The organism is Prauserella muralis, from assembly GCF_003202285.1.
GTDB classification, from domain to species: Bacteria; Actinomycetota; Actinomycetes; order Mycobacteriales; family Pseudonocardiaceae; genus Prauserella_B; species Prauserella_B muralis.
On sequence record NZ_MASW01000001.1, the window covers coordinates 430835 to 451169 of the forward strand.

The 20335-nt window shown below is 71.3% G+C and carries 21 protein-coding genes and 1 tRNA gene; 8 read left to right on the plus strand and 14 right to left on the minus strand.

Translation table 11 applies throughout. The features are described 5' to 3' along the window. Window positions 1–4 precede the first annotated feature (4 nt). Complete coding sequence (locus BAY60_RS02910; protein WP_112279261.1) at window positions 5–946, plus strand: metallophosphoesterase; 942 nt, start codon at window positions 5–7, stop codon at window positions 944–946. A 29-nt stretch (window positions 947–975) separates the two neighbouring features. After that, window positions 976–1049: transfer RNA gene (locus BAY60_RS02915), tRNA-Pro, on the plus strand. Between the two features lie 298 nt (window positions 1050–1347). On the opposite strand, the gene BAY60_RS02920 is transcribed toward BAY60_RS02915, so the two are convergent. Further along, window positions 1348–2070 (minus strand): methyltransferase domain-containing protein, encoded by a 723-nt coding sequence (locus BAY60_RS02920; protein ID WP_112279262.1) that lies wholly within the window; start codon window positions 2068–2070, stop codon window positions 1348–1350. A 34-nt stretch (window positions 2071–2104) separates the two neighbouring features. Here BAY60_RS02920 and BAY60_RS02925 point away from each other — a divergent pair, with 34 nt between their 5' ends. Next, on the plus strand, window positions 2105–3937 hold the full coding sequence (locus BAY60_RS02925) for a prolyl oligopeptidase family serine peptidase (protein WP_112279263.1): 1833 nt from the start codon (window positions 2105–2107) through the stop codon (window positions 3935–3937). 61 nt (window positions 3938–3998) lie between these two features. On the opposite strand, the gene dps is transcribed toward BAY60_RS02925, so the two are convergent. Both dps and BAY60_RS02935 read right to left on the minus strand, forming a co-directional pair. Further along, entirely contained in the window at window positions 3999–4475 is a 477-nt protein-coding gene (gene dps, locus BAY60_RS02930) for a DNA starvation/stationary phase protection protein Dps (protein ID WP_112279264.1), read from the minus strand. A gap of 47 nt (window positions 4476–4522) precedes the next feature. After that, entirely contained in the window at window positions 4523–5137 is a 615-nt protein-coding gene (locus BAY60_RS02935) for an NADPH-dependent FMN reductase (protein WP_112279265.1), read from the minus strand. 125 nt (window positions 5138–5262) lie between these two features. Here BAY60_RS02935 and BAY60_RS02940 point away from each other — a divergent pair, with 125 nt between their 5' ends. Further along, a complete protein-coding gene (locus BAY60_RS02940) occupies window positions 5263–6324 on the plus strand; it encodes an alpha/beta hydrolase (protein ID WP_112279266.1) in 1062 nt (353 codons plus the stop codon). Window positions 6325–6420: 96 nt separating this feature from the next. On the opposite strand, the gene BAY60_RS02945 is transcribed toward BAY60_RS02940, so the two are convergent. From BAY60_RS02945 to BAY60_RS02955, 3 genes are all read right to left on the minus strand, one after another. Beyond that, window positions 6421–6948, minus strand: coding sequence for a hypothetical protein (locus BAY60_RS02945; protein WP_112279267.1), 528 nt, complete (start codon window positions 6946–6948; stop codon window positions 6421–6423). Window positions 6949–7332: 384 nt separating this feature from the next. Then, window positions 7333–7941 carry an acyl-CoA-like ligand-binding transcription factor gene (locus tag BAY60_RS02950; protein ID WP_112279268.1) on the minus strand — a complete coding sequence of 203 codons (609 nt, stop codon included), beginning with the start codon at window positions 7939–7941 and terminating at the stop codon, window positions 7333–7335. Continuing rightward, entirely contained in the window at window positions 7922–9445 is a 1524-nt protein-coding gene (locus BAY60_RS02955) for a DHA2 family efflux MFS transporter permease subunit (RefSeq protein WP_112279269.1), read from the minus strand. The genes BAY60_RS02950 and BAY60_RS02955 overlap by 20 nt, the downstream gene beginning before the upstream one ends. A 175-nt stretch (window positions 9446–9620) precedes the next feature. Here BAY60_RS02955 and BAY60_RS02960 point away from each other — a divergent pair, with 175 nt between their 5' ends. Next, a complete protein-coding gene (locus BAY60_RS02960) occupies window positions 9621–10781 on the plus strand; it encodes an MFS transporter (protein WP_112280673.1) in 1161 nt (386 codons plus the stop codon). Here the strand turns inward: BAY60_RS02960 and BAY60_RS02965 are convergent. Beyond that, window positions 10720–11097 carry a hypothetical protein gene (locus BAY60_RS02965; protein ID WP_112279270.1) on the minus strand — a complete coding sequence of 126 codons (378 nt, stop codon included), beginning with the start codon at window positions 11095–11097 and terminating at the stop codon, window positions 10720–10722. The genes BAY60_RS02960 and BAY60_RS02965 overlap by 62 nt on opposite strands. 127 nt (window positions 11098–11224) lie before the next feature. Here BAY60_RS02965 and BAY60_RS02970 point away from each other — a divergent pair, with 127 nt between their 5' ends. Continuing rightward, window positions 11225–12379, plus strand: coding sequence for a DUF418 domain-containing protein (locus BAY60_RS02970; protein WP_112279271.1), 1155 nt, complete (start codon window positions 11225–11227; stop codon window positions 12377–12379). A gap of 26 nt (window positions 12380–12405) precedes the next feature. Then, window positions 12406–13638: an acetamidase/formamidase family protein gene (locus BAY60_RS02975; RefSeq protein WP_112279272.1), complete on the plus strand. Its 1233-nt coding sequence runs from the start codon at window positions 12406–12408 to the stop codon at window positions 13636–13638. Window positions 13639–13696: 58 nt separating this feature from the next. Here the strand turns inward: BAY60_RS02975 and BAY60_RS02980 are convergent, their stop codons facing one another. Together BAY60_RS02980 and BAY60_RS02985 are read right to left on the minus strand one after the other, a co-directional pair. After that, complete coding sequence (locus tag BAY60_RS02980) at window positions 13697–14761, minus strand: aspartate-semialdehyde dehydrogenase (RefSeq protein ID WP_112279273.1); 1065 nt, start codon at window positions 14759–14761, stop codon at window positions 13697–13699. A gap of 2 nt (window positions 14762–14763) precedes the next feature. Further along, the gene (locus BAY60_RS02985; RefSeq protein ID WP_112279274.1) at window positions 14764–16026 is read right to left on the minus strand and encodes an aspartate kinase; all 1263 of its coding nucleotides are present in this window, start codon (window positions 16024–16026) and stop codon (window positions 14764–14766) included. 154 nt (window positions 16027–16180) lie between these two features. On the opposite strand from BAY60_RS02985, the gene BAY60_RS02990 reads away from it, so the two are divergent. Beyond that, window positions 16181–16771: a nitroreductase family protein gene (locus BAY60_RS02990; protein WP_112279275.1), complete on the plus strand. Its 591-nt coding sequence runs from the start codon at window positions 16181–16183 to the stop codon at window positions 16769–16771. A gap of 10 nt (window positions 16772–16781) precedes the next feature. Here BAY60_RS02990 and BAY60_RS02995 read toward each other — a convergent pair whose 3' ends face one another. The 5 genes from BAY60_RS02995 to BAY60_RS03015 form a co-directional block, all read right to left on the minus strand. Beyond that, window positions 16782–17561, minus strand: coding sequence for a hypothetical protein (locus tag BAY60_RS02995; protein WP_342769740.1), 780 nt, complete (start codon window positions 17559–17561; stop codon window positions 16782–16784). Next, window positions 17492–18616, minus strand: coding sequence for a hypothetical protein (locus tag BAY60_RS03000; protein WP_112279276.1), 1125 nt, complete (start codon window positions 18614–18616; stop codon window positions 17492–17494). Before BAY60_RS03000 ends, BAY60_RS02995 begins: the two co-directional genes overlap by 70 nt. Beyond that, window positions 18613–18951 carry a hypothetical protein gene (locus BAY60_RS03005; RefSeq protein ID WP_112279277.1) on the minus strand — a complete coding sequence of 113 codons (339 nt, stop codon included), beginning with the start codon at window positions 18949–18951 and terminating at the stop codon, window positions 18613–18615. Before BAY60_RS03005 ends, BAY60_RS03000 begins: the two co-directional genes overlap by 4 nt. Before the next feature lie 22 nt (window positions 18952–18973). Then, complete coding sequence (locus BAY60_RS03010) at window positions 18974–19540, minus strand: YbaB/EbfC family nucleoid-associated protein (protein WP_112279278.1); 567 nt, start codon at window positions 19538–19540, stop codon at window positions 18974–18976. 104 nt (window positions 19541–19644) lie between these two features. Beyond that, window positions 19645–20076 carry a hypothetical protein gene (locus tag BAY60_RS03015; protein WP_245992288.1) on the minus strand — a complete coding sequence of 144 codons (432 nt, stop codon included), beginning with the start codon at window positions 20074–20076 and terminating at the stop codon, window positions 19645–19647. Window positions 20077–20335 lie beyond the last annotated feature (259 nt).

Genomic DNA, 20335 nt, shown 5'->3' on the forward strand with positions numbered 1-20335 from the left:
GATGATGAAACGCCTCGTGACGGGCACGGCTGCACTCGGCGCCGCAACACTCGGTTATGCCGTCGGGTTCGAACGGCGGCACTGGACCCTGCGCACGGCTGAACTACCGGTGCTGGCCCCCGGCGCCCGGCCGATCCGGATCCTGCACGTGTCCGACCTGCACATGCTCCCCGGCCAGGAGTCCAAGCAACGCTGGGTCGCCGCGCTCGACCGGCTGGAGCCGGACCTCGTGGTCAACACCGGCGACAACCTCGCCCATCCGAAGGCCGTGCCGTCGGTGCTGCGCGCGCTCGGGCCGCTGCTCGCCCGGCCCGGCGTGTTCGTGTTCGGCAGCAACGACTACTACGCGCCCAAGCCCAAGAACCCGGCGCGCTACCTGATGCCCAGAGGCCGCAAGAAGCGCATCCACGGCAGGCACCTGCCCTGGCGGGACCTGCGCGCCGCGTTCATCGAGCGAGGCTGGCTCGACCTCACCCACGTCCGCAGGCTGGTCAGCATCGCGGGCCAGGAGGTCTTCGCCGCCGGTGTCGACGACCCGCACCTGCACCGCGACCGCTACGGCGACATCGCGGGGCGGCCGGGGGGCGGTGCCGTGCTGCGGCTCGGCATCACGCACTCACCCGAACCGAGGGTGCTCGACCCCTTCGCCACCGACGGCTACGACCTCGTGCTCGCCGGGCACACCCACGGCGGCCAGCTCCGCGTGCCGGGCATCGGGGCACTCGTCACGAACTGCGAGCTGGACCGCTCCCGGGCACGCGGGGCGTCCCGCTGGGGAGCCCACATGTGGCTGCACGTCTCCGCGGGACTCGGCACGTCGCCGTACGCACCGGTGCGGTTCGCCTGCCCGCCGGAAGCCAGCCTGTTGACGCTGGTCCCGCGGGGTACGCGAGTGCCGAACCCGCAGAAACCGGCCCGCCGTCAGGCGCCGAGCGACGTCCGCTAGACTGAATGCCGACCCGTTAAGCGGTACCTCGGGGTGTGGCGCAGCTTGGTAGCGTGCCTCGTTCGGGTCGAGGAGGTCGTGGGTTCAAATCCCGCCACCCCGACGAAAGTGCCGGGAGGGCTGTGCTTGCGGAACGCGCAAGCACAGCCCTTTCTTTGTGTCTTGTGGGGGCGCAGCCCCCACACCCCACCCGGACGGGCTTCGCCCCCCGGACCCCCCGGTAGGTAGACCCTCGAGGCGGGAGCCGCAGGTGGACCCTTGAAGCTGGGAAAGCCGTGTCTGCGGAACGCGCAAGCACAGCCCTTTCTTTGTGTCTTGTGGGGGCGCAGCCCCCACACCCCACCCGGACGGGCTTCGCCCCCGGACCCCCCGGTAGGTAGGCGTTTGGAGCGGCGTTGCCGTTACCTGGTCGCGAGGAGTTCGGTCCAGCACTGGGCGAAGTCACCCGAACCGCCGCGTGCCCACATCCACGCCGAGCGGGCCGCGCTGGCCAGCTGCTGGTCGCGCGCGCCCTCGTCGGTCTGCACCGCCGCCGCCAGCTGCGCCTCCACCCGGCGGGCCAGCTCCTGGTAGCCGACGCCCTCCCGGTAGCGGGTCCTGGAACGCACGTCGTAGAAACCGGCCCGCGTCACCCACTCGGCCACTCGCCTGCCCGCGAACGGATCGCCTCCGGACCGGCGGTGCAACAGGTGCCTGCCCCGCAGTGCGGCGTCCACATTCGCCGTCTTCGGCCGTAGCCTGGCCCTGCTCCAGTCCGCGGCCGAGACGGCGAGCGTCCCGCCGGGCCTCAGCACCCGCGCGAACTCGGTCAGCGCCGCCCCCGGATCGGCCAGCTCCCCCAGCAGCGCGTGCGAGTAGACGATGTCCACTGAGGACGACGGTAGCGGGAGGAGGTCCGGCGCCGCCACGAGGTAATCCACAGTAGACACCGAGGCACGGCGGGCCGCCGCACGTGCGCCCGCGGCCCTCGCCAGGTCGGCGTCGACGCCGAGCACCCGCAGTGGATGGGCGGCCGTGCCGAGCGTGAGCGTGGCCTCGCCACGGCCGACGTCCAGCACCAGGTTTCCCGGCCGCAGCAACGGCAGCACGAAGCCTGCGGCGTCCGCCGCGTAACCCTCCAGCACGCCCCATACAGTACGGACCTGGCAGGATCGGGGGGTGACCACACAGCATCCGCACGCTTCGGTACCTGACCAGCTCTTCGAGGACGCACAGGCCGAGGCCCGCTGGCGGGCACGATTCCTCGCTGCGCGGGTCTCCGTGCCCGACTGGGCGCTCGACGCACCGGACGCCAGCATCTACGTGTCCAACGCCAGCGGCGTGTGGGAGGTGTACTCCTGGGACCGGGCCACCGGTGAACACCGGCAGGTCACCGACCGGCCCAACGGCACGCTGCACGCCACCACCTCGCCGGACGGGCGCTGGATCTGGTGGTTCGACGACACCGACGGCGACGAGTTCGGCTCATGGGTACGGCAGCCGTTCGGCGGCGGCGCGGAGGCCGCGCCCGCGGTGCCCGGGGTTCCCGACGGCTACCCGGCAGGGCTGGAGATCGGGCACCGGCTCGTCGCGCTGGGCGTGTCCACCGACGAGGGCAGCACGCTGTACGCCCGGCACGGCGACGGCGAGACGGCCCGCTTCTACAGCAACGAGAACGACGCCGGGGTCGCGGCGCTGTCGCGGGACGAGCGGCTGCTCGCGATCTCGCACTCCGAGCACGGTGACTCGCGCCACCCCGCGGTGCGCGTGCTCGCCACGGACGGCTACACCACCGTCGCCGACAAGTGGGACGGCGAGGGCAAGGGCCTCGCCGCGCTGGCGTTCTCCCCCCGCGGCGGCGACTCCCGCCTGCTGATGCTGCACGAGCGCAGGGGCCGCGAAGAGCTGCTCATCTGGGACGTCGAGAACGACACCGAGCAGGAGCTCACCCTCGACCTTCCCGGCGAGGTGGCAGGCGACTGGTACCCCGACGCCGAGGCGCTGCTCGTCGTGCACTTCCACGAGGGCCGCAGTTCGCTGCACCGCTACGACCTCGCCACCGGCACGCTGTCCGCTGTGGACACCCCGAAGGGCAGGATCGGCGGCGCGGGCGTGCGCCCGGACGGGGCGATCGAGTACTCGTGGTCCAACGCCGCCGAGCCGCCGGTGGTGCGGGTCAGGACGCCCGACGGGGCCGACAGCGTGCTGCTGGAGCCGCCGGGCGACAAGGCTCCGGGCTCGGTCCCCGTGAGCGACGCCTTCGTGGAGGGACCCGGCGGGCGGATCCACGCGCTCGTGGCGCGTCCCGCGGGCGCGGAGGGCCCGCTGCCCACCGTGTTCCTGCTGCACGGCGGCCCGCATGCCGCCGACGAGGACCGGTTCTCGGCCTACCGCGCGGTGTGGCTCGACGCGGGGCTGGCCGTGGTGGAGGTCAACTACCGGGGCTCCACCGGCTACGGCTCGGCGTGGCGGGACGCCATCGAGGGCAGGCCGGGCCTGACGGAGCTGGAGGACGTCGCCGCGGTGCACGACTGGGCCGTCAGCAGTGGCCTGACCGACCCGCAGCGGTGCGTGGTGAGCGGGGCGTCGTGGGGCGGTTACCTGACCCTGCTGGCACTGGGCACCCAGCCCGGCCGCTGGGCGGCCGGCGTCGCTGGCGTGCCGGTGGCCGACTACGTCGCCGCCTACGCCGACGAGATGGAGCAGCTGCGGGCGTTCGACCGGGCGCTGTTCGGCGGCTCGCCCTCCGAGGTGCCCGCCGTGTACGACGAGTGCTCGCCGATCACCTACGTCGAGGCCGTCGACGTGCCCGTGCTGGTGCTCGCGGGCGACAACGACCCGCGCTGCCCGATCCGGCAGATCGAGAACTACCTCGACCGGCTCGCCGCGCGGGACGTGCCGTACGAGTTCTACCGCTACGACGCCGGTCACGGGTCGCTGGTCACCGCGGAGACCGTGAAACAGGTCGCCATCGAGGTGCACTTCGCGTTGCGTGCGCTGAAGCTGCGCTGAACCCCGCGCACACGAAGACCCCGGCGCCGCGAACGGCTCCGGGGTCTTCGTCGCTTCGGGGTCAGGCCTGCTGGGCCTGCCACATCCAGTGCTGCTTCTCCAGCTCGGCGGCGATCTCGATGAGCAGGTCCTGCGTCACGAGGTCGCTCTTGTCGGTCTCGTCGATCCGCGCGCGGATCCGCTCGATCACGCGCGCCAGGATGTCGACGATGGCCGCGATGGTCGCCGTGTCGGCCTGCCAGTTGTCCGGGTACTCGGGCAGGCCCGAGGTATCGGCCACCGTCTTCGCCTTGCCGTTGGGCGACACGCCGATGGCGTTGGCTCGCTCGGCGACGTCGTCGGTGAAGCCGCGCGCGGCGGACACCAGCTCGTCGAGCTGGAGGTGCACACTCCGGAAATGCGAGCCCACGACGTTCCAGTGCGCCTGCTTGGCGATGAGCGAAAGGTCGATCAGATCAACCAGCGTCGCCTGCAGGGCGTTCGCCGTCACCTCTTTGTCGCTCTCCTTGAGCGGGCTCGTGATAGGCGAGTTGGCCATCATGCTTCCTCTCTGCGCTGTGGTGGAGCGTCAGTCGGTGGGCGACCTCATTCAGGAGTGCCCACTCCAGCATCCGGCGAAACGCCGTCCCATGCACGCCGGGAGTGCCCGAACTCAGCGACCTGGCGGCCGATGAGCCGCAGTTTGTCGGCCACCCGGCTGTCGGAGGCCCCACCTGCCTCGTCGAACTTGACCTCCGCCGTGTTCACCGTCCCGCCGAGTGGCGTCGGCCACCCGCGCAACGCGTGCGCGATCGTGCGCAGCTGGTCGAGCGTGGTGACGGCCGCCTGCCAGCCGTTGGCGACCGCGATGAGGCCCACCGCCCGGCCGTGCAGGTACGGCCGGACGTCCGAGCGCAGGTCCTCCACGTAGTCGAGGGCGTTCTTCACCAGGCCGGACAGGGCGCCGTGGTAGCCGGGTGAGACGACGATCACGCCGTCGGCCGTGCGCACCGCCTCCACCAGGGCGAGCGCCTCCGCGGAACGTTCGGCGACGGCCGCGTCGTAGAACGGCAGCGACAGCGCCGAGCCCGCGAGGGCCACGGTCTGCGCCCCGGCCTCCTCCGCTCCGGCCAGCGCTATCCGCAGCGCCCGCTCCGACTGCGAGCCTTCTCGCAGCGATCCGCCGATGCCGAGCACCCTCATCGCACTCTGGGAAGTCACCCCTCGAGGCTAGACGCTCCAGTTAGGTCGAGGGCCAGCCCACGGGGCGGGGACCTCCATCACACCTGGCACCGTGGCCTACTCGTTAGTAACCTCAGTGTCGTCACCGCCGACGAGGAGGAAGCATGGCCCTACCGCTCCAGATCCGGATCCAGGCCGCGGCGGCCCAGCTGCTCTACGCGCTGCCCAGGCCGCTGCGCAGGCTCGTCGCGGGCAGGCCGATCCGGATCGACGGGCAGGAGCTCGCCCTCGACGCCCAGCTCCTGCTCCGGCTGCAACAGCTTTCCGGCGCCTCACTGGTCGACGGTGACTCGGTCGAGTCCGCGCGGGCGGCGCTGGACGTCTCGCGTCATCTGGTGAGCGGCAGGCCCGTGCAGCCGGTGCGCGCGAGTGAGGTGACGATCCCGGCCGAGCACGGCGAGCTGCCCGCGACCCTGTACACGCCCGAGCACCTGCCGGAGGGCTCGGGCCTGCTGGTCTTCTACCACGGCGGCGGCTGGGTGATCGGCACCCGCGCCAGCCATGACAACACGGCCCGCTACCTGGCCAAACACGCCGGGGTGCGGGTGCTGTCGGTGGAGTACCGGCTTGCCCCCGAGCATCCGTTCCCCACGGCGACCGAGGACGCGCTCGCGGCCTTCGACTTCGCCCACACCAAGGCCGCCGAGCTGGGGGCGGACCCCGGCCGCATCGCCGTCGGCGGCGACAGCGCGGGCGGCAACCTGGCCGCGGTGACGGCGCAGGTCACCACCCAGCGCGGCGGTCCGGCACCCGCGTTCCAGCTGCTGCTCTACCCCGGCGTCGACGCGACCGTGCGCCGCCGCTCCCGCGAGCTGTTCGGCGACGGCTTCTTCCTCACCGACGAGCACATGACGTGGTTCCTCGACCGCTACGCACCCGAGGGCGTCGACCGCAGCGACCCCAAGCTCTCGCCGCTGCTCACCGAAAGCCTCGCCGGGCTGCCGCCCGCCTACATCGCCACGGCCGGGTTCGACCCGCTGCGTGACGAGGGGGAGGCCTACGCGGCCCGGCTGGAGGCGGCCGGTGTGCCGGTGGCGCTGAGCAGGCAGGCCGACCTCATCCACGGCTACGTCAACTTCCTCGGTGTCGGGAGGCGGTTCACCGAGGCGACGGCGGAAGCGGCGGGCGCGCTGCGGGTGGGCCTGAGCAAGAACGCGAAAAACTGACGCGAAAACCGGAGGGACACGGCAGGGAAGAAACAGCGGAATCCGGCGTGGAATTGCTTCCACGCCGGATTCCGTCCCCCTCCCTGTGAATACGGATCAGGGTGCGGGCAGCTCCGGAGTCTCGGGCACCGGCAGCGCGGGAACGCCTCCGCCCAGCAGCGAACTCAGCAGCCCGGTGACGGCGCCGAGCACGGCCTTGAGCAGGTCGCTGACCGCGGTGAGCGGCGGCGGCAGGTCGGGGATCTCCGGCAGGGGCACGTCGGGCACCTGCACGACCTCGGCGTTCGGGTCGGCCAGCACGCGCGAGGTCTCCGTGGAGTACCGGTGTGCGGTGTCCGCCCGCTGCTGCGCGTCCGCCTGGATGGAGTACTGCTGACCAGCGGCAAGGTCGGCGAGCACGGGGTCGAGTTTGGCCAGTGTGTCCTGCGTGCGGCCCACGTCGCCCGCGTAGGCGGCACGCGTCAGGTCGTCGCGCAGCTGCAGCACCTGGTCAGCGGCGGCCTGCGTGCTGGACGTGCCCTTGCCGCCGCCCGACGTGCCTGCGGCGGCCACGCCGGACGCCGTCACGGCGAGCAGCGCTCCCGCGGCGAGTGCCGCGATCGCGCGGCCCAATTTGCCTTTCATTTCCTACCTCCCGGCCTTTCGAAAGACCCAACGGCATAACTGGATACCAACCGTGTCGGTGATCCACCAGCCGATCACCGTGCCGCGCGCTTTCTGACCCTTACGTGCCGAATTCAATTCGCGACAACAGACCCACAATTGATGAACGCTGACCGGTTGCCCCTCGCTCGGAAGCTCCGTCCACCTGGGACGCGAAACTACGCTGCGCACACCCCTCACCCGACGGGGACGCCGGGTAACCCACACTGATGTATTCGGTGATCGTTTGCCCTCACCACCCCGTCGTGGTGAGCAGGCCAGGTGAATCACAACGGCGCAATTCACCCCCGTTTGTCGCAATCGCCGCGCGGGCGAACGGGGACCCTGCCGTCCGCAGCGGCGGCGTCACGGCTGAAGCGGGACTCCCTCCTCCAGCCTGGTGAGCGCCCGGTCGAAGTAGCCGATGAAGTCGTCGCTGCCGTCCTCGATCGAGGCCAGATACGCCGCCACGAGGATGCCGATCAGCGAACCCGACCACACGCGCACGTCGAAGTCGTCGGGCTCGCGGCCGACCCGCTTGGCGACCGCGTCGTTCAGCATCGTCAAGCCGCCCGCGACCTGGTCCAGCAGCCGCGCCCGCAGCTCCGGCACCGAGAAGACGAGCCGCTGCCTCGCCCGTTCCAGCTCCGACTCCTCACTGTCCAGGCTGTCGAAGATCGCGTGCAGGGCCCCGCGCACCGCCGCGAGGGGGCTCAGCTCGGGAGGCTGGTTGAGAAAGCTCTCGATCAGTACCGGGTCGAGCCGGTCGTAGAGGACCGTCTCCTCCTTGGTGGGGAAGTAGCGGAAGAAGGTGCTCGGCGACACCTCCGCGGCCTCCGCGATCTGTTCCACGGTCGTGGCGGCGTAGCCCTGCTCGATGAACAGCCGCAGGGCGTGGTCCTGGATCGCGGCCCTGGTCCTGGCCTTCTTCCGCTCCCGCAGCCCGGCAGGCCGGTCATCGCGCGACGTAGTCATGCTCAGATTCTGCCTCGGAGACGTCCTCCGGTCGCTGCGGCACGAACAACACGGTGAGCACGAACCCGGCCACCGCGAAACCCGCGCACACCCAGAGCGTGCCGCTCATGCCGTGGACGAACGACTCGCGCACCGACGCCAGCAGGTCCGGAGCCCCGGTCGCCTCGGCCACGCCGGCCCCGGAGGCCGCGCTGTCGCGCACGGCCTCCGCCGCCCGCGGTGCAAGCCCGGTCACGTCCACCGTCGCGCGGTAACCCGCACTCAGCACGGTGCCCATGATCGCCACACCGAGCGTGCCGCCCACCTGGCGCATCGACTGGAGCAGGCCGGAACCGACGCCCCCGCTCTCCGGGCTCAGCGCGCCCATGGCCACGTCCATCGCGGGCGGCAGCGAGAAGCCGAGACCGAGCCCGATCACCGAGACCCAGATCGCGACGAAGCCGTAGCCGTCACCTGCCTGCGTCCCGGTGCCGAGCACCAGCCCGGCCGCCATCAGCACGAAGCCCGCCGCCACGACGTGCTTCGCTCCGAGCAGCGGCCGGATCCGATCGGCGATCTGGACGCCGACGAGCAGCCCGCCGACGATCGGCAGCAGCCGCAGCCCCGTGCCGAGGGCGTCCGCGCCGCCCACGGCCTGGAAGAACTGCGGCAACACGAACATGGCGCCCATGAGGGCGAACGAGGCCAGCGTGGCCAGCACCGCACCCCACGCGAACCCGGCCGAGCGGAACAGCGCCAGGTTCACCAGCGGGTGCCGCGAGCGGCGCAGCCACAGTCCGAAGCCGGCCAGCAGCACGACGCCGACGGCCATCGGCACCACGGCAGACGCGGAGCTCCACCCGCTCTCGCCCGCCTCGACCAGCCCATAGGTGAGCGCGACCAGACCGGCGCTGGAGAGTCCGATGCCCGGCCAGTCCATCCGCAGCTCACCCCGGCCGGGCAACGCGGGCAGCAGTACCGACAGCGCCACGACTCCGGCGACCACGAGCGGGACGTTGATGAGGAACACCGAGCCCCACCAGAAGTTGTCCAGCAGCCAGCCACCCACGACCGGGCCGAGCGGGATGCCGATGGCCAGGGCCGCCGACCACACGGCGATCGCGCGGCTGCGTTCCGGGCCGGGGAACAGCGTGTTGAGTACCGACATCGACAGCGGGACCATCAGCGCGCCGCCGACACCGAGCAGGGCGCGAGCCGCGATGAGCAGTTCCGCCGTACCGGCGTAGGCACACGCGACCGAGGCCACCCCGAACACCACGAGGCCGCCGATGAGCAGGCGTTTCGGCCCGAACTTGTCGCCGAGCAGGCCGGCGGGCAGCAGGCCGGCCGCAAGCACGAGCGTGTAGGCGTTGGCGAACCACTGCAGGTCACTCGTCGAGGCCCGCAGATCCACGGCCAGCGTCGGCAGGGCGACGTTGAGGATCGTCACGTCCAGGCCGAACGCGAGGAGGGCGACGGCGAGGGCGCCGAGGGCCCACCAGCGCCGGGGGTGTGGAGTGTCCATCGGAACACCTTTCGAGAGCTACTGTCTTTTGACAGTAGCTCTCATTTGATGCCGGCGCCAGCGATGTCCCGGCGAAAAGAAGTTGCACGGGCGTACCAGCTTGCGGTATCTCGGACGAGTGCGCCCCTACCTGACCGTGCTTCGCATCCGGGGCGTGCCGACGTCGATACTGCTGATGTTCTTCACCCGGCTGCCGATGACGGCCATGGGCATCACGCTCACGCTGCACATCGTCAGCGATCTCGGCCGCGGCTACGGCGCGGCGGGTCTCGTCGGCTCCGCCACCATGGCGGGCACCGCGCTCGGCGCGCCGACGGTGGGCAGGCTGATCGACCGGCACGGCCTGCGGCCCGTGGTCGCCGTCTGCGGCGCCGCCTCCGCGGCGTTCTGGGTGAGCACACCGCATCTGCCGTTCGAGGCGCTGCTGGTGGTGGCGCTCCCGGCGGGCGCGCTCGTCGTGCCGGCGAGCTCGATCGCGCGGCAGGTGGTCACCGCCCTCGTGCCGCCAGGGCAGCGGCGCACCGCCTACTCACTGGACACGATCTCGCTGGAGACGTCGTTCATGATCGGCCCCGCCGTGGGCGTCCTGGTGAGCACCCAGCTCTCGTCGACGGTCGCGCTCACCGGCATCGGGGTCGCGTTCGGCGTGCTGGCGCTCGTCCTCTACCTCACCAACCCGCCGATCCGGACCGCCGAGGAGGCCGCCGCCCCGCGGACGGCACGGCCCCCGATCCTGAGCTGGCTGACGCCGGGGCTCGTCGCGACGCTGCTCATCGCCGTCGGCGCACTGTTCGTGCTCATCGGCACGGAACTCGCCGCGCTCGCCACCCTCCGCGCCGCGGGTGAGGTGAGCTGGACCGGTGTGGTCATCGCCGTGATGTGCGTCGCCTCGCTCGCGGGCGGCCTGGTGCACGGCGCCGTGTCCAGGCCACTGTCCCAGCTGAGGCTGATGGTGCTGCTCGCCCTACTCGTCGTGCCGGTCGGGCTGGTCGGCGCGCCGTGGTGGCTGCTCGCGCTCGCCCTCGTCCCGACCAACCTCATGTGCGCGCCGACGCTGGCGGCCACCACCGAGTCGGTGAGCAGGCTCGCCCCGCCGTCGGTGCGCGGGGAGGCGATGGGCCTTCAGGACTCGGCGACCCGGATCGGCCTGGCGCTGGGCAGTCCCGTCGTGGGGTTCGTCATGGACCACACGGCGCCGGGCTGGGGTTTCGTGGCCGCCGGCGTGGGCGGGTTGCTCTTCGCGGGCGCCGGTGCGCTGCTGCACCGGCGCGTCGTCACGCGCAGGCCTGCCGCAGCTGCTCCAGATTCCGCAGGTTCTGCTGCAGCCACTGGTTGAAGCCGTTGAGGTGGTCGAGCTTGCCCTGCTCCAGCTCCAGATAGCCGTCGGCCATCGCGACCAGCGTCTGCCGCAGGTCCTGCTGCGTGGCCTGCTCGCCGAGCTCGCGCAGGCGGTTCGCCTTCTGCTCGGCGTCGGCTCGCACCTGCTCAGGGTCGACGTTCGGGTTGAGGTCCGCCACGCCCAGCGCCTCGGCGCACACACTCGCCTTGCCCGCCGCCGAGTTCACCTGGTCGGCGGCGTCGTTGACCTCCGCGCATCCCGTCGCCAGCACGGCCATGGCTCCCAGCGCGGCCAGCGCGCTCCACGTTCGCATGGCACCGAACCTACCGGGGACCCGCTTCGCGCGGATTCCTCCCTTGTGCCGACCCCGCCTCCTCCCGGGGAGGGACGCGCAGGCACGCCCTCCCCACCGACGCTGACCAGCGACGGAAGGGGAACGGATGCGAAGGGAACGCGTCGCGGCACTCGATGTGGCCCGCGGGGTGGCGATCCTCGGCACACTGGGCACCAACATCTGGATCTTCACCGACCCCAGGGGCGCGGCGGGCTTCCTGGCGCTGCCCGACCCCGGCACACCGGCCGGGTTCGCCGAGACACTGCTGCGGTTCGCCAGCAACGGCAAGTTCCTGGCACTGCTGTCTCTGCTGTTCGGCATCGGCCTGGAGCTGCAGTACCGCGCGGCGCTGCGCAGGGGGAACCGGTGGCCGGGCTGGTACCTGTGGCGCTCCGCGCTGCTGCTCGTCGAGGGCCTGCTGCACTACGTGCTGGTCTTCGAGTTCGACGTGCTCATGTACTACGCGGTGGTGTCGGTGCTCGTCGCCTACCTTGTGGGGCGCAGCGACCGCGTGGTCCGGAGCTGGATGGCGGCGCAGGCGGCCGTGCACCTGGCGATCGTGGGGGCGCTGACGGCCGTGCTGCTGAGCCCCGGTGTCTCGGTGTCCGGCGGTGAGCCGGGTCCCGGCACCGGAAGCTGGGCAGGGCAGGTGCGCCACCGCCTCACCGAGGCCGCGATGTTCCGGGCCGAGGCGATCTTCGTGCTGCCGCTGAGCACGGTGTTGTTCCTCGCCGGGTCGCGGCTGTGGCGGGCGGGTGTGCTGGAGGACTCCGAGCGGGGCAGGCGCATCCAGCGACGGCTGATCGCGTGGGGACTCGGCGGCGGGCTGCCGCTGAACCTGCTGACGTCGTTCGCCGGGCCCGGCTGGTTCCTCGTCGACCGCTACGTGGCCGCGCCGCTGGTGGCGTTCGGGCTGCTGGGGCTCGTGCCGTGGCTGGTGCACCGGATGCGCGGCCGCCCGGGACCGGTGCGGAGGGGCCTCACCACCGTCGGCACCACCGCGCTGTCGGCGTACGTGGTGCAGAACGTGCTCGCCTCGGTGCTGTGCTATGGCTGGGGACTGGGTCTGGCGCGGACGTTCGCGGGCGCGCGGCCGTGGTGGGTCATCGCCGTCTACATCGGACTCAGTGCGTTGCTCATGGCGCTGGCCACACTGTGGCTGCGACGGTTCTCGCGCGGGCCACTGGAGCTGGCTTGGCACTGGGCGTACCGCGCACCGCAGCGGCGCAACACCGCACTCACGCGAACGCAACGGCGCTGACATGCCGCGGTGAGAGGTTGCGCGGCATGACGATGCCGACATGGGAACGCAGGATGCTGCTGAGGGCGGCCGCCGGGCTCGCCGCGGCAGGTGCGGCCACGCTGCCCGCCGGAACCGCCGCGGCGGGTACCGGGCACCGGGGCCCGGTGGTGCTGCAACCGCACCGCGGGCCGGCGCGCGGGCACTACCTCCCGGCGAGGCCGGAGACCGTGACGTGGGGCAGGCTCCCCAATCGCGACAGCACGCCGGCGACGGTGGTCGACTCCGGCTCGGTGATCACCATCGACACGATCTCGCACGAGGGAGTGCTCGAGGACCAGGGCCGGGATCCGCTCGCCTACTTCACCGGGCACGGTGTGCCGCCGTCGCAGGTGCTCACCGACGCCGTCGAGGTCGCGGCGCGGGTGGCCCACGACGGCCCCGGCCCGCACGTGGTCACCGGCCCGGTGGCGGTGCGCGGCGCCGAGCCGGGCCACACCCTCAAGATCGAGGTGCTGGACCTGCGACTGCGGGTGCCGTACGGCGTGGTGTCCAACCGGCACGGCAAGGGCGCGCTGCCCGGCGAGTATCCGGAGGCGTGGGCAGGCAGGGCGGAGTTCGCGCCGTACTTCAACTCCGGCGGCAACGTCAGCGTGTTCACCGAGGTCGGCACCCGGCGCGGCGAGCTGGTCGGTGTGCTTCCCGGCGGCGCCGCTCGGTTCCCGCTGGCGCCGTTCCTCGGCGTCATGGGCGTCGCGAGGGACACCTCCGACCTGGTCAACTCGGTGCCGCCGACCGACGCCGGCGGCAACATCGACATCAACGACCTGGGCGTGGGCAGCACCCTGTACCTGCCGGTGCGCGTACCTGGCGCCCTGTTCTTCACCGGCGACCCCCACATGGCGCAGGGCGACGGCGAGGTGGCGCTGACCGCGATGGAGGGTTCCCTGCGGGCGACGTTCCGGCTCACCGCGATCCCGCCCGGCGGGCCCGCGCCGAAACTCGCCTTCGACGAGCCGTTCGGCGAGACTCCCAGCCACTGGGTGCCGATCGGGTTGTCCGATCCGGACGGACCGGTCGGCGGTCAGGTGACCAGCCTGGACGTCGCCATGAGGCGGGCCGTGCGCAGCGCCCTGCGGTTCCTCACCGAGGAACGCGGGATGCCGGAGCCGGTGGCCTACGCCTATCTCAGCGCGGCCACCGACTTCCAGGTGTCCCAGGTGGTCGACATCACCACCGGCATCCACGGCCTCATCCGCAAGACGGATTTCGGCCGCTGAGCGCAGGACTCGCGGGCCTGAGCGCAGAACTCGCGGGCCTGAGCGCAGGACTCGCGGGCTACAGGGTCGCGATGACCTGCTCGGCGACCTCGTAGGTGTTGAGCGCCGCACCCTTGCGCAGATTGTCCCCGCACACGAAGAAGTCGAGCGTGTTGGGGAAGTCGAGGGCCTGGCGGACCCGGCCGACGTAGGTCGGGTCGCCGCCCACGACGTCGGCGGGCGACGGGAACCTGCCGTTGTCCGGGTCGTCGATGAGCACGATCGACGGCTGCGCGTCGAACACCTTGTGGGCGGCGTCGACGGTCACCTCGCGGGCGAAGGTGGCGTGCACCGCGAGCGAGTGCGTGGTGACCACCGGGACGCGCACGCAGGTGGCCGACACCTTCAGGCCGGGGATGCCGAGGATCTTGCGCGACTCGTTGCGCACCTTCAGCTCCTCGGAGTACCAGCCGTCGCCCTTGTACGAACCCGCCGACGGCACCACGTTGAGCGCCAGCGGCGTACCCGCGAACGGCGAGTCGGCGAGCGGCAGCCCGGCGGCCTCCAGTGCCTCGCGCACGTCGCCCGCCTTGCTGCCGAGGCCCTTGCCCGCCACGGCCTCCAGCTCGGCGTGCAGCCGGTCGATGCCGCCCTGGCCCGCGCCGGACGCGGCCTGGTACGAGGCGACGACCAGCTCGGTCAGCTCGAACTCGCGGTGCAGCGCGCCGAGCGCGGCCATCATCGACAGCGTCGTGCAGTTGGGGTTGGCGATGATGCCCTTCGGCCGGTTGCCGACCTCGCCGGAGTTGACCTCGGGCACCACGAGCGGCACCTCGTCGTCCATGCGGAACGCGCCCGAGTTGTCCACCGCGACCGCACCGCGCGCGGCGGCGACCGGCGCCCATTCGGCGGAGACCTCGTCGGGCACGTCGAACATGGCGACGTCCACGCCGTCGAACGCCTCGGGGCTCAGCTCCACCACGGTGCGCTCCTCGCCGCGCACCATGATCTTCTTGCCTGCCGACCGCGCCGAGGCGATCAGCCGGATCTCACCCCACGGCACGCTCTCGCGCCCGTTGATGATGTCGATCATGACGGTGCCGACGGCGCCGGTGGCGCCGACCAGTGCCAGTGTGGGTGCCATGTTCAGCGACCACTCCCCGCGTAGACGACGGCCTCTTCGTCGCCGCCGAGTTCGAATGCCTCGTGAATCGCGCGCACCGCGTCGTCGAGCTGCGCGTCCCTGATCAACACCGAGATCCGGATCTCCGAGGTGTTGATGATCTCGATGTTCACGCCCGCCTTGGCCAGCGCCTCGCAGAACGACGCCGTGACGCCCGGGTGCGAGCGCATGCCCGCTCCCACCAGCGACACCTTGCCGACGTGGTCGTCGTAGAGCACGGCCGAGAAGCCGAGCTCGTTCTTGATCTTCTCCAGCTCCCCGACGGCCTTCGGCCCGTTGGCCTTGGACAGCGTGAAGGTGATGTCGGTGCGGCCCGCGGTGTTGGAGATGTTCTGCAGCACCATGTCGATGTCGATCTCCGCGTCCGCGACCGTGCGGAAGATGCGGGCCGCGGCGCCCGCGTGGTCCGGAACACCGGTGACCGTGATCTTGGCCTCCGACCGGTCGTGGGCCACACCGGTGATCAACGCTTGTTCCACGGGGATCTCCTCAATCGAACCGGTCACGGTCGTGCCCGGCTTGTCACTGTAGGAAGAGCGGACACTGATCGGCACGCCGTAGCGGCGGGCGTACTCGACGGAGCGCAGGTGCAGGATCTTCGACCCGCTTGCCGCCAGCTCCAGCATCTCCTCGTACGGCACCGTGTCGAGCTTGCGCGCGTTGGGGACGATGCGCGGGTCAGCGGTGTAGACGCCGTCCACATCGGAGTAGATCTCGCACACGTCGGCGTCGAGCGCCGCCGCCAGCGCCACCGCGGTGGTGTCCGAGCCGCCGCGGCCGAGGGTGGTGATGTCCTTGGTGTCCTGCGAAACGCCCTGGAACCCGGCCACCAGCGCGATGTAGCCCTGCTCCAGCGCGTCGGTCACCCGGCTCGGGGTGACGTCGATGATGCGTGCGTTGCCGTGCACGGACGTGGTGACCACGCCCGCCTGCGAACCGGTGAACGACCACGCCTCGGCGCCCTGCGCCGAGATCGCCATCGCGACAAGCGCGTTGGAGATCCGCTCACCAGCGGTGAGCAGCATGTCCATCTCCCGCTCCGGGGGAACGGGATTCACCTGCTCTGCGAGATCGAGCAGCTCGTCGGTGGTGTCGCCCATCGCGGAGCACACGACGACGACCGAGTTGCCGGCCTTCTTCGTCGCGACGATGCGTTCGGCGACGCGCTTGATCCGGTCAGCGCTCTCCAGCGACGAACCGCCGTACTTCTGGACTACGAGCGCCACTAGCCCGAACCTCCTCGCCTGAGCGGGCTCATACCTCCGGGCTGGGTCGCCAGAGAGGCCCGGCTCGTTAACCTTGCGAAACAGGGTACCGGTGCCCGGTTTTACCAACACCTGACTTTGTGGCGCCGGCCACTCCCCGGGTATACAGGCAGCCATGAGCGACAAGGACGCGGAGACGAGTGTGCCGGTGCACGACCTGATCGCCCGCCGGTGGAGCCCGAGGGCACTCGACGAGTCGGCCGAGGTGACCGCCGAGCAGCTGCGGGCCCTGCTGGAGGCGGCACGCTGGGCGCCCTCGTACGGCAACACGCAGCCGGCGCGCTACCTCGTCGGCCGCCGCGGCGACGAGACCTTCCAGCGGATTTTCGGCACGCTCAGCCGCGGCAACCAGTCATGGGCCCACCGGGCGGGTGTGCTGCTGATCGGCCTCGCGCTCATGCGCAACGAAAAAGGTGACATTCCTTACGCCGAGTACGGCCTGGGCCTCGCCGGCGAGAATCTCGTCCTGCAGGCGGTGGCCGAAGGGCTCGTCGCGCACCAGATGGCCGGCTTCGACGCCGACGCCGTGCGCCGCGAGTTCGCCCTGCCCGAGGGCGTGCGGCCGGTGGTCGCGATCGCCGTCGGCGTACTGGGCGACCCGGAGGTGCTTGGCGACGAGCGGGCCATCGCCAGGGAGACGGCGCCCCGCCAGCGGCTGCCGCTGGGGGAGTTCGCGCTGCGCGACTGGGACGAGCCCGCGTTCTGACGCGGACCGGTCACCGTTCCTGCCCTGGCCGCCCGTTCCAGTGGATGATCTCCGGAAACTCGTGGTGGGCGCGCAGGTGCTGCTCCTCCGTGCGGCCGTGCAGGACGAACGTGAAGCTCGACCCGTCCGGCCAGGTGAGGGTGCGCTTGGCGAAGCTGATCGCGGGGAGGTGCGGGCCGCGTGCCTGCCAGACGACCTGCGGCGGGGGCGCCCCGGCCGGGTCGCGGACCGTCGGCCCGGTGTCCACCACCGCGAGGCCCGACGGCGCGAACACCAGCCAGGGCGCCTTCGCCTGCCGGAGCCGGTCGACCAGGTCGAGGGCCATCGCGTTCGCCGGTCCCCGGACGTGAACGACCGGCCTTCCCCTGCCGCCCCCGCCTGCCGAGTTGTGCGCCAGGAAGAGGACGTAGGCCGCCGCGCGGCCGATGCCGCGGACGAGGTTCCAGAAGAACCGCCGGACGAGCTTCGTCCCCTCGACCGTGCCGTCGGGCCGCCTGCCGGGAACCTCGAACACCAGGCCGCCGTCGGCAAGGCGCAGCACGATGACGGGCTCGCGCCACAGGCCGCGCATCAGCTCCTCGACCCGTTCCCGGAACCCCGGCCGAACGAGAGTCTGCTCCCGGCCTGCATCGAGGCGCGCCTCGTGGGCGAACATCTTCCGCGCGGCCTGCCGCCGCGCCTCGGTCGGCGCCGCGTCGGCGAACGCGCCCAGCTCGGCGGCTAGATGTCGAGATTCCGGCGAGTCTCCTCCGGGCTCTGGTCCCCGCCGATCTCGCTCTTGTCGAACCACGGCTCGTCCCCTCCCAGGCTGACGTCCTCGGTGCCCTCGCCGTACACGGTCTTGCCCGCCCCGATGCCTGCCTTGACGCCCGCGCCCGCCACGAGCGGGCCCGCCCCGACGGAGGTGCCGAACATCGTGGTGAGCACCCGGTTGCTCGGCTGGAAGCCCTGCGCGACGTCACCGAAGCCGAACTTGGTCTCGCCCGGCATCACCCCGACCCGCAGCTTCCTGGTGAACGTCTCCATCTTCCCGGAGAACCGGACCAGGAACTGCATGAACTCGTCGAGCAGCTTGCCGAACTTGCCCAGGTACCGGGTGACCTTCTGGAACACGCTGGCCGCCTTGGCGATGGACGCGGTCATCGCCGCCGCGACCGAACCGCCGAAGCTGATCACCGACGAGGCCAGTGCGGGCAGCCAGATGGTGATCAGCCAGGAGACCAGCTCGGTGATGATGGCCTTGATGACCTCCTCGATGACCTGCATGACCATCGACCACATCTGCAGGACCTCGGCCACCGACCCGGCGGCCGAGCCGATCCCGCGGATGCCGGAGGAGAAGTCGCCGAGCGCCTCCTTGGCCGCCTTGCCCGCGTCGTCCACCCACTCGGCCAGCGCGGTGTCGCCGGTCTGCTCGAAGTCCTCGGCGAGCGCGACGAAGCCCTGGGCGATCGTGACGAAGTTGTCGGAGGCGTGGCCGATGGCCGGGCCGTCGCCGGTGACCTGGTGCAGCGCGTCCTGCAGCGGCTGCACCAGTTCGAGCAGCATGTTGAGCCCGTGGCTGACCAGCCAGCCGATCGGGTCCATGGCGAAGGTGACCATGTCGCCCGCGGCGGCGCCGACGAACGCCGCGCCGTCGCCGACCAGGGCCGCACCGGCGGAGGCCAGCTCGGCCGGGTTGTCCGCCTCGGCCGCCTGCTGGGCGTGCGCGGCGATCGACTTGCCGGAGTTGTAGATCGTGCCCGCCACGGGCACATGGCCCATCGCGCGATCGAGGTTCGCGCTCGTGCTCTCGTCGTAGGCCTGGACGTTCAGCGCGTCGGCGATGCTTTCCTGCTCGCTCATGCTCCCGGCTCCCCCATCGCGTCGATCTGCGCCTCGTGCCTGCCGAACGTGATCTTTCCTGCGTCCTCCGCGTCGCGGTACATCTCCGCGGCCTTGTTCAGCTTCGTGATGAACCCGTCGACGCCGTCGGCGAGGTCGGTCAGCAGCGAGCGCAGTTCGGCGAGCCGGTCGGTGTAGCCCTGTTTGGCGAAGATGCCGACGACGCCCCAGGCCTCGTCGGTCACGTCGGCGCTGTCGATCAGGTTGCCGAACTTGCCGGCCTCCTGCTCGTAGTGGGGAAGCTGCCGGGCGTACGCGGAGATCGCCTCGATGTTGGTCTGTATTCCGTCTGGCATCGCAGGGACCCTCTCGGTCTGGTCAGCGGCGGAGGATGGAGTTCTGGTCGAAGTAGTCGTCGTTGTCGTCGGCCGGAGGGCTCGGCCTGCGCCGGGACGGCGCCGGCGGCGGGGGTGCCTGCCGGGACGACGGCGGCGACGGCTGCGCCGGCGGCTGCCGCGGTGCCTCGTGCCGTGGCTGCTCCTGCTGTGACGGGGGCTCCTCCGTCGTGGTTCCCAGTGCCTCGGCCTGGGCCTGACGGACCTGCTCCGTGATGTTGACGCCGAACGCGTCGCCGAACGTGCTGTCCACGATCCCGGCCTGCTGCTGCACGGCCCCGGCGACGGCCTGGCGCAGGGTGCTCATGATCGTCGCGGAGAGCCGGGCGGGGTCGAGGCGCATGGCCGCCGGGGTGAGCCGGACGTCGGTCACGGTGCCACCGGCGCCCGCGACCACCGTGACGGTGCCGTCCTGCGACGTCACGCTGTGCTCGACCTGCGCGATCCGCTCCTGCATGTCGCCGACCCCGGCGAAGCGCGCCTCGGCCTGGCGCACCTTGGCCTGGAACCTCTCGAACTGGGCGATCAACTGATCCATGTGGGCGGACATCGCCTCTCCCCTGCGCAGCGCCTGGTTAGGTGGCGTGATTATGGCAGGTCCGCCCGGGTGCCGAGGCCGGTTTCACCGGATGCGGCAAGCGAGCCGCCACCGGGTCACGAGGCCCCGCCGACCCTCCGGATGATCCGGGCCACGATCGAGGAGACGATCAGCCAGAACAGGGCCGCGATGCCGTAGTTGACCAGGACGTCGAGCTTGGGGTCGTCCGGCCGGAACAGGTCCTTGAAGCCCAGGGCGAGGCCCTCGGCCCAGTCGGCGACGAACGACACGATGCCGTTGTCCGGGTTGGCCTCACCGATCACGAAGATCACGTGCAGCACGAGGATCAGCGCGAACGCCAATCCCACCCAGCGGGCGATCCCCGCGAGCAGGCCGACGACCTGGTCCTTGACCGATCGCCAGTCGATCCGCCGCTTCGGCGCCTGCTCCGGCTCCTCGGCCGGGGGTACGTAGGCGGTGGAAGGGACCGCAGGATTCGCCTGAGGGGCGTCCTCGCCCTTGTCTTTCCTCTCGGCGTGCTCACCCATGCCCCGCAGTTTCCCACGCGGGCCCGCCGATTGCTACGCGCGAGTAACCACATGGCGCGAACGTGGATAACGGTTTGGCCTCGGCCCGGCTTTTACATCTGGACGGGGGCGAAGTAGAGTCGGCTCCGTGGCACGCGCCCTTCTGCTTCGCTGCCGCGACGGGGCCTGATTCAGACCGGCTCCCCGTCGCGGGGCTTCCGGTTGTTCACCCAACGCCGTGCCGCCGGTCGCTCCCGAGCAGTCCACGAGAAGCAGGAGC